The organism is Roseateles sp. (assembly GCF_031397715.1).
GTDB lineage: Bacteria > Pseudomonadota > Gammaproteobacteria > Burkholderiales > Burkholderiaceae_C > Paucibacter_A.
In genome coordinates this window covers 1-9,199 of the sequence record NZ_JANNMI010000028.1, presented here as the reverse complement: position 1 = coordinate 9,199, position 9,199 = coordinate 1, and the positions used below count along the sequence as shown (strand labels likewise).

9 protein-coding genes are annotated in these 9,199 nt (G+C 66.0%); 5 read left to right on the top strand and 4 right to left on the bottom strand.

The genetic code is table 11. The features are described from left to right. On the bottom strand, positions 1-253 hold a 253-nt coding region (locus RMO57_RS01350; RefSeq protein ID WP_310383522.1), incomplete at its 3' end, for a hypothetical protein. Between the two features lie 90 nt (positions 254-343). Here RMO57_RS01350 and RMO57_RS01345 point away from each other — a divergent pair. The 3 genes from RMO57_RS01345 to RMO57_RS01335 all read left to right on the top strand — a co-directional run bounded on the left by RMO57_RS01345 (position 344) and on the right by RMO57_RS01335 (position 2,647). Beyond that, positions 344-1,402: a glycosyltransferase gene (locus tag RMO57_RS01345; RefSeq protein WP_310383521.1), complete on the top strand. Its 1,059-nt coding sequence runs from the start codon at positions 344-346 to the stop codon at positions 1,400-1,402. Between the two features lie 62 nt (positions 1,403-1,464). Continuing rightward, positions 1,465-2,172 (top strand): VC0807 family protein, encoded by a 708-nt coding sequence (locus RMO57_RS01340; RefSeq protein ID WP_310383519.1) that lies wholly within the window; start codon positions 1,465-1,467, stop codon positions 2,170-2,172. Between the two features lie 7 nt (positions 2,173-2,179). Then, positions 2,180-2,647, top strand: a complete 468-nt coding sequence (locus tag RMO57_RS01335; protein ID WP_310383517.1) for a TerB family tellurite resistance protein — start codon at positions 2,180-2,182, stop codon at positions 2,645-2,647. Here RMO57_RS01335 and RMO57_RS01330 read toward each other — a convergent pair whose 3' ends face one another. Continuing rightward, positions 2,648-3,247, bottom strand: coding sequence for a GNAT family N-acetyltransferase (locus RMO57_RS01330; protein WP_310383516.1), 600 nt, complete (start codon positions 3,245-3,247; stop codon positions 2,648-2,650). Positions 3,248-3,326: 79 nt separating this feature from the next. Here RMO57_RS01330 and RMO57_RS01325 point away from each other — a divergent pair, with 79 nt between their 5' ends. After that, on the top strand, positions 3,327-3,986 hold the full coding sequence (locus RMO57_RS01325) for a glutathione S-transferase (RefSeq protein WP_310383514.1): 660 nt from the start codon (positions 3,327-3,329) through the stop codon (positions 3,984-3,986). Between the two features lie 225 nt (positions 3,987-4,211). Here RMO57_RS01325 and RMO57_RS01320 read toward each other — a convergent pair whose 3' ends face one another. Beyond that, positions 4,212-5,597, bottom strand: coding sequence for an amidohydrolase family protein (locus tag RMO57_RS01320; protein WP_310383512.1), 1,386 nt, complete (start codon positions 5,595-5,597; stop codon positions 4,212-4,214). A gap of 8 nt (positions 5,598-5,605) precedes the next feature. Continuing rightward, positions 5,606-8,809 (bottom strand): amidohydrolase family protein, encoded by a 3,204-nt coding sequence (locus RMO57_RS01315; RefSeq protein WP_310383511.1) that lies wholly within the window; start codon positions 8,807-8,809, stop codon positions 5,606-5,608. Between the two features lie 10 nt (positions 8,810-8,819). Here RMO57_RS01315 and RMO57_RS01310 point away from each other — a divergent pair. After that, positions 8,820-9,199 (top strand): pyrroline-5-carboxylate reductase family protein (locus RMO57_RS01310; RefSeq protein ID WP_310383510.1); only part of this gene is annotated, 380 nt, incomplete at its 3' end.

Here is a 9,199-nt window from a genome sequence, read left to right as displayed (position 1 = left end):
AGGTCAGCACGGTCTCGACCTCTTTGCGCAGCGGCTGACCCGAGCTGACGGCATTGACGCGCGACTGGCCGTAATCGGCGTTGCCTGAGTAGCTCGACGAATAGTCGTAGCCGTACACCTGGTTGCTGGGCGCCGAGCTGACCTGGGTGAGGCCATCGGCCATGATGCTGCCCTCGAAGGTCGCCGCGTGTGCGGCTGAGGCATTGAGCAACCAGACCGCCGCAGCGACCAGGGTCAGACGAAAGGCGGGCACACTGTCGCAGCGAAGATTAATGGCGGTCTCGGTTAGGCGGTTGAGGGGCCGAGTTTCAAGGCGCCGATCTGGACCGCTCAGCTGCAAGGCTTGGCGCCGCCTTGTTCCTATGTCGAGCTGCTGTTTCACGCCGGCTATCTGGACGCGCGCCGCCTGCTCAGCTTGGTGCAGGCTTGGCGCAACTTGTTTGCTTCGATCCAGCCTCAGCTCTTGCTGGCCGACCATGCCCCGACCGCCCAACTGGCGGCCCGCACGCTTGGCGGCATGGCCACGGCGGTGATGGGCACCGGCTTCTTCATCCCACCGGCGGTGGCGCCGCTGCCGAGTTTTCGGGAATGGGAGCGCGTGGACCCGGCCCGGCTGGCGCAGACCGAGGCGCGGGCGCTAGCGACCTGCAATGCCTTGCTGGCGCAGTTCGAGGCGGCGCCGCTCACCGCCCTGCATGACTTGGTCGCCGCCGATCAGCAGTTCTTGCTGACTTGGCCTGAGCTTGACCATTACGGCGCGGCTGATGGCGGTTCACCCGGGCGGCAGCACGCGCAGTATTGGGGCCCGCTGCCGGCGCGTGACCAGGACGGGCCGGCGGTGTGGCCGGTCTTGCCCATGACTGCGACTGCGACCGAGCCCGACCGCCCGCGGCTGTTCGCCTATTTGAAGGGTGAGTACGGCGGTGTCGAGCGGGTGTTGCAATGCCTGCGCGCCGGGCCCTGGCTCAGCCTGGTGCATGTGACGGGCCTGCGCCCAGACATGCGCCAACGCTTCACGCATGCCAACTTGGCCTTCAGCGACGGCCCAGTGGCCATGGCCGCAGCCCTCAGCCAGGCGCAGGCGGTGCTCTGCCATGCCGGCTCCGGCACCGTCTGCTCCGCCTTGCAGGCCGGCGTGCCGGTGCTGATGCTGCCCATGCATGCCGAGCAACTGCTGTTTGCGCGGCGAGTCAAAGCGGCGCAGGCGGGTCACTATGTGTTGGAGGCCGACTTGGCCAAGCAACTTCCCGCCGCCTTGCAGCAAGTGCTGGTGGCGGGCGCGCTGCGCACTGGCGCGCAGGCGTTGGCGGCCCGCCATGGCGCGACCCAAGCGGGTGATGTGGCCTTGCGTGTGGCGCTGCGCTGCGAGGCTTTGATGGCCGGCCCGGACCCGTCGGCGTGATCGTCTACAGTCTGGCGCTTGCGCTTGCGCTTACCTGCCCCCTCACTTCAACGATGCCTGCCATGCCTTCTTCCGCGCCCGCCTCTGCGGCTCGCCCCAGCACCACGCTGGCCGAACTGCTGATTGCCGTCCTGCTGCCGTCCCTGGTCCTGATGCTGCTCAGCAGCGCCGAGCGGCTGGGCAATGTCGGCGCGCTGCTGCTGGCGCTGGCCTTCCCGCTCGGCTGGGCGCTTTACAGCGGCCTGCGCGAGCGCCGCTTCAGTTGGATGGCGGCCCTGGGCGTGGTCAGCACCTTGCTGACCGGCGGCATTGCACTGCTCGCTTTGGATACGCGCTGGTTGGCCATCAAGGAGGCGGCCGTTCCGGGCGCCATCGCCATCGCGATCCTGCTGTCGCTGCTGGGCAAAAAGCCTTTGGTGCGCTTGATGGTGTTCAACCCGAGCATCATGAACGTGCCGCGCATCGAAGCAGCACTGGCTGAGCGCGGCGCCACGCAGGCCTTTGAGCGCCGGCTCAAGCTGGGCACCGTGATGCTGGCCGGCAGCTTCGCGTTTTCGAGCGTGATGAACTATGTGTTGGCGGTCTGGCTGGTGCACAGCCCGGCCGGCAGCGAGCAGTTCAACACCGAGCTGGGCCGCATGAATCTGCTCAGTTGGCCGATGATCGCTATCCCCTCGATGCTGTTGACGATGGGCGTGTTGTTCTACCTGGCGCGCGGGATTCGGCAGATGACCGGCTTGACGCTGGAAGACTGCTTGAACCCGCAGTGAGGCTGCCATGTTGATGAAGACGCTCAAAAACCTGTTCGACGGCCTGCTGCCACCGCAGCCCGGCGCGGCCGATGAAGCGCATGCGCTGCAACTCGCCACTGCGGTGATGTTGGTCGAGGTGATGCGGGCCGACCCCAGCTTTCACGCCGGTGAACGGGCGGCGGTGCTGGCCGCGCTGCGGGCCAAGTTCGGGCTCAACGATGATGAAGCCGCGCGGCTGACCGAGCTGGCTGAAGGCGAGGCCAAGAGCGCCAGCGACTGGTTTGCCTTCACTTCCCGCATCAACGAGAGCTTCGAGATGCCGCAAAAGCTGCGCATGATCGAGTTCATGTGGGATGTGGCCTATGCCGACGGCCAGCTCAGCGAGCATGAGCGGCACGTGATGTGGCGCATCGCGGACCTGCTGCATATTCCGCAGGGTGCCTATATCCATGCCCGGATGCGGGCCCAGGCGGCCGCTGGTTTGAGTGGTTAGTTAGCCACAGCTCGGGTCGGGCCGATCGCGGGCGACCAGGGCCAAATATTGCGCCTGCGTCGCGCCGGCCAGCGGCTTCAACATCACGCGGATGCTGTTCAGTCTTGGCCCGGTGGCGACACCATGGCGCTGACGCAATTCGACAAAACCTTGAGCCGCCCAGAAACGTTCGGCCCTGACATTGCCGACCACCACCCCCAAGCGCAGCCAGCGAGCGCCTTGGCTTATGGCCCATTGCTCAAGGCTCGCGAACAAAGCCTGCGCGTCGCCCCGGCCGTGCTGCGCAGTGGCAACAATGAACAAGCCGATGTGGCAGACCCCTGCGGTCATCAAATCGCTGGTGAGCTGGGCGATGGCGCGCCAAGGCGCCAGGTCAGTGGACGGCACAAAGGCGAGGTAATAGGTTCGCGAGTAGCTCAGTTCGGCCGGCGGTAGTTCATGGAATTCCTCGGCCGCCAGATTGGGCCCGGGGGGCTCACCGCCGACGCTGAAAAAGTACTCCGGATTCGCATCGAAGAAGACCTGCAAGGCGGGGATGTCGTCGGCCTGCAATTCCATGCAGCGCAGCTCGGGTGGGCAGGGCAGGGAAAATGGACGCATGGGCTGGGCGGTGTAAAAAATGCCGATTGTGCAGGGTTACGATGCCTGCGGCATTCAGCTCAAAACTCTGGAACTTGTCATGATCCATTTGCACTACTTCCCCGGCAACGCCAGCATGGCGCCGCACCTTTTGCTGGAAGAAATCGGCCGGCCCTTCGAGCTCACGCAGGTCGATCGCGCCAACAACGCCCACAAGTCGGCCGACTACCTCAAGCTCAATCCCAACGGGCTGATCCCAGTGCTGGTGGATGGCGAGACGGTGCTCTACGAAGCCGCCGCAATGCTCCTGCATTTGGCCGATACCCATCCAAACTCGGCGTTACTGCCCGCACTCGCTACGCCCGAGCGGGCGCAGGCTTACAAGTGGCTGATCTGGCTGACCAACACGCTGCAGCCGGCGCTGCTGGCTTACTTCTACCCCGAGCGTTGGGTCAAGGCGGGCAATGCGGACGGTGCTGCCGAGGTGCAGGCGGCGGCCGAGGCGCGCGTGGTGGACTTGTTGGCGCAGGTCGAGGCGCAATTGGCCTCGCACGGCGAGTCTTGGCTGCTCGGTGCTAACTACAGCGCGGTTGACGCGATGGCCTTCATGCTGTGCCGCTGGACGCGTGGCTTTGCCAGCCGGCCGGCGCGCGACTTTGCGCTGATCGGCGCCTACTTGCAGCGCATGTTGGCGCGCACTGCGGTGCAGCGCATGCTCGCGACCGAGCAGTTGGCGGCTCCTAGGCCAGTGCCGGCGTAGGGCGCCAAAGTCATTGCTCGGGCGGCGCACGAGTTCCTGCGACTTGCCGAAATGAGTAGCAAAGTTCCATCATGCTGGGGCGGGTTGCGGGGTCGGCCGCCCGCAGTGCGCCCGGAACCCTTAGCCGCTTTTGCTTCATAACCTTGATACTCGGCAGCAAGCAGCCGTTGCCCAGCGTCAGCTCTCAGCACGCCCGAGCCCGCGCGCGACTTGCGGCCCCGCCGTTCAAGGCTTATCGCGTTGCTGGTACTTGTCGCGCAGCTGCGTCTGACGATCGCTCAGCTCGATCTCGCGGCCCTGGATGAAAACGCGTTCGATGCGGGTTCGCATCTCCAGCGGACTGCCGTCGCTGACGAAGAAACTGGCGTGCTTGCCCACTTCCAGCGAACCCAGGCGATCCGCCGCACCGAGGATCTGCGCTGGGTAAAGCGTCACCGACTTCAACGCCTCCTCGTCTGACAACCCGTAGGCCCGGGCGTGGCCGGCCTCGAACGGCAAATTGCGCTCATTGGAGGAGTCGCGGCCGCCCGAGGCTATGGCGAACTTCACCCCGGCGGCGGCCAGCTTGGCAGGCAGGGTGTACAGGGCATCGGGCAGGTCATCGCGCCGGGCTGGCAGCCGGTACAGGCCGCCGATGATGACCGGCACCTGGCGTTCACGCAGCGTGTCGGCGACCCGCCAGGCGTCGGCTCCGCCCACCAGCACCCACTTCAGTTTGAAGCGTTCGGCAAAGTCGAGGGCGTAGCGGATCTGCGCCAGATCGTTGGCTTCGATGAACACCGGGCGCTGCGCGGCGCCGCCCGCCATAACCGGGAGAACCGGCAGCATCGCTTCCCAGCGGGTGTCGATCGGCGTGGCGGAGTCTGCGGATCGAGCCCGAGCGTAAGCGGCAGTATTGGTGAAGGCGTCTTCCAGAAGCCTCAGGCGGGCCTCGGTATTGCGGCGCAGATCTGCCAGTCGTTGCTCGGGCAGGTTCGGAAACAGCGCAGAGTTCATGCGCAGCTTGGGCACCGTGATGTGCAGTGCCACCTCCGGGGTGAGGCTCATGTCCTGCCAGTTCCAGCCGTCCAATTGGATCAACGCCGAGGTACCGGCGATCAAGCCCGTGGGGCCGCTCATCGGTACGCTCAACGCTGCCAGCACGCCGCCGGCACGGTTGACCGGGATCAGTTCGCTGTCGGCATTGACGGCGACCAAGGCGCGCGCGTTCGGGTTGAGTGCGCCGGTTTCGGTGGTATCGACCGAGGCGCGCACCGACTGAATTTCGGCCAGACCCAGCGTGGTGTCGGCGGCCACCATGCCGGGGTAGACATGGCGCCCGGCCAAGTCGAGCGTCTTTGCGCCGGCCGGCGCCTGCAGTTCCGGCCCGCCGATGGCGCTGATGCGGCCACGTTCAAGCAACATGCTGCCGTTGACGATGTCGGCCCCGCTGACGGTGTGCAGCGTGGCGCCGCGGATCATCAGTGCTTGTGTCTGCGCGGGCGGCGGTACGTTGGGTGACGCACTGGCCGCGCCGAAGCTCAGGCCGATGGCAGCTGCAAACCAAGCTGCCGCCCAGTGCGTGCGCAATGAGGGGGTGGAGCTGGTGATCATGGCTGTAGTGGGGTTCATGGCGGACTTCATTGAGCATCACCCGTGCATTCATGCCAGGGTGAGCCGCCCCAATAGCTGTCTTGGTAGCGGCCGGCGTCGTGCAGCCAGCGCTGCAGTGCAAGGGTCTCAAGCAAGGTGCCCAGCGCGCTAGCCGGTGGCCTGGACCCTGCAGCGGGCATATCGCTGGCGCTGGTGCTAGCTGCTGCAGCGGTGCGTGCAGGCAGGGCCAGGGCCATCAGGCGGGCGCGCTCGATGCGGTCGCGCTCGCGCAGTTGCGCGTCGTCGGCCCGATCGAAATAGCGGCGGCCGTCGATCCAGGTTTGCTCGGCACGCGCGCTGGTGGACAGCGGGTGCGCGCTCCACAGCACGAAGTCGGCATCCTTGCCCACTTCCAGCGAACCGACCCGGGCTTCAACACGCAACTGCCGGGCCGGGTTGATGGTGACGAACTTCAGCGCTTCTTCCTCACTCAAGCCACCATAACGTACAGCCTTGGCGGCTTCGGTATTGAGGCGGCGCGCGAGTTCGTCGCTGTCGGAGTTGAAACTGGTCAGCACGCCCGCACGGTGGGTGATGGCGCCGTTGTAGGGGATCGCGTCCTGCACCTCGACCTTGTAGGCCCACCAGTCCGAAAAGCCCGAGGCGCCCGCGCCGATCGAGGCGATTTCCTTGGCCACTTTGTAGCCTTCGAGCACGTGTTGAAAGGTGGCAACCTCCAGGCCAAAGTCGCGTGCGACCTGGACGAACATCAAAATCTCATCGGCGCGGTAGCTGTGGATGTGGATCACCCGGCGGCGCTCCAACAGTTCCACCAGCGTGTCCATCTGCAAGTCTCGGCGCGGCTCGGCACCGCCGTTCTTGCGCCACTGCGCCCACTCGGCCTGGTAGGCCCGAGCGGCCAAGAAGCTGTCGCGCAGCACCTGCTCGACACCCATGCGGGTGACCGGGTAGCGGGCGCCACTGCCCGCGTCCGGGAAGTTGGCGCGCTTGACGTTCTCACCCAACGCAAGCTTGATGCCGGGCTTGGCGCCTTCGAGCTTCAGCCCGTCGGCGTCGGCACCCCAGCGCAGCTTGATGACCTGGTTCTGGCCGCCGATCGTGTTGGCCGAGCCGTGCAGCAGATTGGCCGCCGTCACGCCACCGGCGAGCTGGCGGTAGATGCTGATGTCGGTGGCATCGATGATGTCGCCGATACGCACTTCGGCGGTCACCGAGTGGGCAAACTCGTTGATGCCGCGGGTGATGGCGGTGTGCGAGTGGGCATCGATGATGCCGGGCGTGAGGTGGCGGCCGGCGGCGTCGATCACCAGCGCTTCGGCGGGTGCGGCCAGTTGGCGACCGATGGCCGCAATTTTGCCGTCACGCACCAGCAGATCCGTCGCTTCAAGTCGACCGGCGGCAGCACTGGTCCAGATGGTGGCGTTGCGCACCACAAGCGCCGCGGGACGGGTGGGCAGCGCTTCTCGGCCGAACACGCCCGCCGGAAACTGCGCCGCCCGAACCGGCGGCAGGGTTTCGGGCTTGGCGGCTTTGGCGGCGTTGTCAGCCTCCACGAAGGCGGCCGTGCGCTGCCCCGTCCAGGCTTGCTGGCGGCCGTCAGCAAGCATGAGCGCGCCGCTCAGGGCGTCGCTGCGGCCTTCCAGGCGCAATGTGCTGCGCTCGGTGGCGCTCGGGTCGCAGGGCCAGCGCAGCAACAGCTCGCGGCCGCGGGCCTGCAACTCGCAGTTCTTGCCGTCGATCTGCAGGCTGGGCTTGGCGCGGGTGCCGGCAATGTTGAAGGTCAAGGGGCTCAGCCCTTTCGACTCGATTTGCCAGCTGCCACGCGGCTCGAAACGCTCGTAGACCTCGGTGGCGTAGGGCTGGCCGTCGACGAAGCTCAGCTCGATCTCGGCCTGCTCGTTGGTGAACAAGTCACCGTTGGCCACCACCACATTGGCCATCTGGCCGGCGGCCAGGCGGCCCCACTGGGCAGCGCCCAAGAGCTTGGCCGGCGTGGTGGTCAGGGCGGCCAGCGCCGCGTCGGCCGGTAGGCCGCGCTTGACGGCTTGGCGCAGGCGCGGCCAGAAGTCCTTCTTGGCGTCCTTCAGCCCTTGGGTGGAGATCACGAAGGTGACGCCTTCGGCTTGCAGGGCAGCCAGATTGGACGGCGCGCGTTCCCAGTGCTGCAGCTGCTGAAAGGCGACGTCCAGCGCACTTTCGGGTTGCTCGACCTCCGGGGCGCCCGGGTAGTTCAGCGGCACGATCACCGGCAGATCCTGCGCCTTCAGTTGCGCGGCGCGCCGGTATTCAAAGCCATTGCCCTGCACCCATGCGCGCAATTTGAACTCGTCGCGAACCTTTGCGATGCGGGCGTAGTCTTGCTCGTCACGCGCCTCGTAGATCACCGCCTGCTTGCCGGCGAGTGCTGGCGCCAAAGCCTGCAGGCTGGCGTTGAATTCGCGCCGCTCGCCAGCCGGCGTGGCCGTGGCGTACCAGCGTGCATTCAGCCAGGTCTGGCGCACCAGCGCGATGCTGCCCATCAACGAGGTCGGATAGACGATGGTGGCGTTGCTGCGCGCCTCGAATTCGAACTGTGTGAATTCATGGGCCAGATGCTGGGCGACGTCGCTGGCCAGCACGAGTTGGCGCGGGTCGGTGCCGTCGCGCAAGCTCAGCAGCGCGCTCTGTCCACGGAAGATGCCCGCCGTGGGGGCCGACAAGGCAGTGGTGAAGCCGAGTTCGCGGTAGGTTTTGATATCGTCGGCACGCAGGTCCAAGGCGCTCGCCTGGCTGAATTCCGGCCGCACCCAGCGTTTTGAAGGGCTGAGTATCGGACCGGTGCCTGCCATGGCGCGCGCTGCGGCACCGGGTGCGTCCGGCTTGGTTTGGCCGATGCCGCTGGCCATGTCCACAAAGCCTGCATAGACCGTGCGACCGGCCAAGGGCCAAACCCGCGCGCCTGCAGGCACGGCGACCTGCGCGCCGGCAGCGACGATGACGCCGTCGCGTATCACCAAAGTCCCGTTTTCGACCACTTGGCCGGGCGCCAGCACCAGTCGGATGCCGGTCAAGGCGTGCCAGCGCGGTGTTGCTTCGTGCAGGCCCTGGGCCGACTCGCTGAGTTTTTGTGCCTGAGCGACGTTGCTTCCGGCGACTGCGGCAAGCAGCGCCGCAAGCAGTGCGCCGAGGCAGGCCAGGGAGAACAGGGTTCTGCGCGGGTGGCCGACGTTGGTGGCAGGCAGAAATCTCATCACGGGCTTGGTGTTTTCCATCCTTGCCGGAACCCGGCTGGCTACGTTGCAAGCGGCGCTGCCCGAACGGAATGTCATTCGCCTGATGCCCAATCTTGCCGCAGCGATTGGCAAGTCACCGATGGGGATGTTCACTAATGCCGATTTGGATCGGCAGCGAATTGAGCAGCTATTGAAACCACTTGGCGCGTCATTTTGGATGGCGAGCGAGGATAAGATGGACGCCGTCACCGCTCTTGCAGGGTCAGGTCCGGCCTTTGTCTATCGGTTCATCGATGCGTTGGCGCAGGCGGGGAGCAAACTTGGCCTTGATCCCGCAACATCGCTTGGCCTCGCCACTTCTATGGTGGAGGGCGCTGCTTTGTTAGCGGCAGACAGCAACTACAGCCC

What these genes read in the sequence shown, in the direction of transcription:
- RMO57_RS01340 (WP_310383519.1), top strand. Translation starts at nt 1,465, where the DNA reads ATGCCTTCTTCCGCGCCCGCCTCTGCGGCTCGCCCCAGCACCACGCTG.
- RMO57_RS01335 (WP_310383517.1), top strand. Translation starts at nt 2,180, where the DNA reads ATGTTGATGAAGACGCTCAAAAACCTGTTCGACGGCCTGCTGCCACCG.
- RMO57_RS01325 (WP_310383514.1), top strand. Translation starts at nt 3,327, where the DNA reads ATGATCCATTTGCACTACTTCCCCGGCAACGCCAGCATGGCGCCGCAC.
- RMO57_RS01330 (WP_310383516.1), bottom strand. Translation starts at nt 3,247, where the DNA reads ATGCGTCCATTTTCCCTGCCCTGCCCACCCGAGCTGCGCTGCATGGAA.
- RMO57_RS01320 (WP_310383512.1), bottom strand. Translation starts at nt 5,597, where the DNA reads ATGAACCCCACTACAGCCATGATCACCAGCTCCACCCCCTCATTGCGC.
- RMO57_RS01315 (WP_310383511.1), bottom strand. Translation starts at nt 8,809, where the DNA reads ATGAGATTTCTGCCTGCCACCAACGTCGGCCACCCGCGCAGAACCCTG.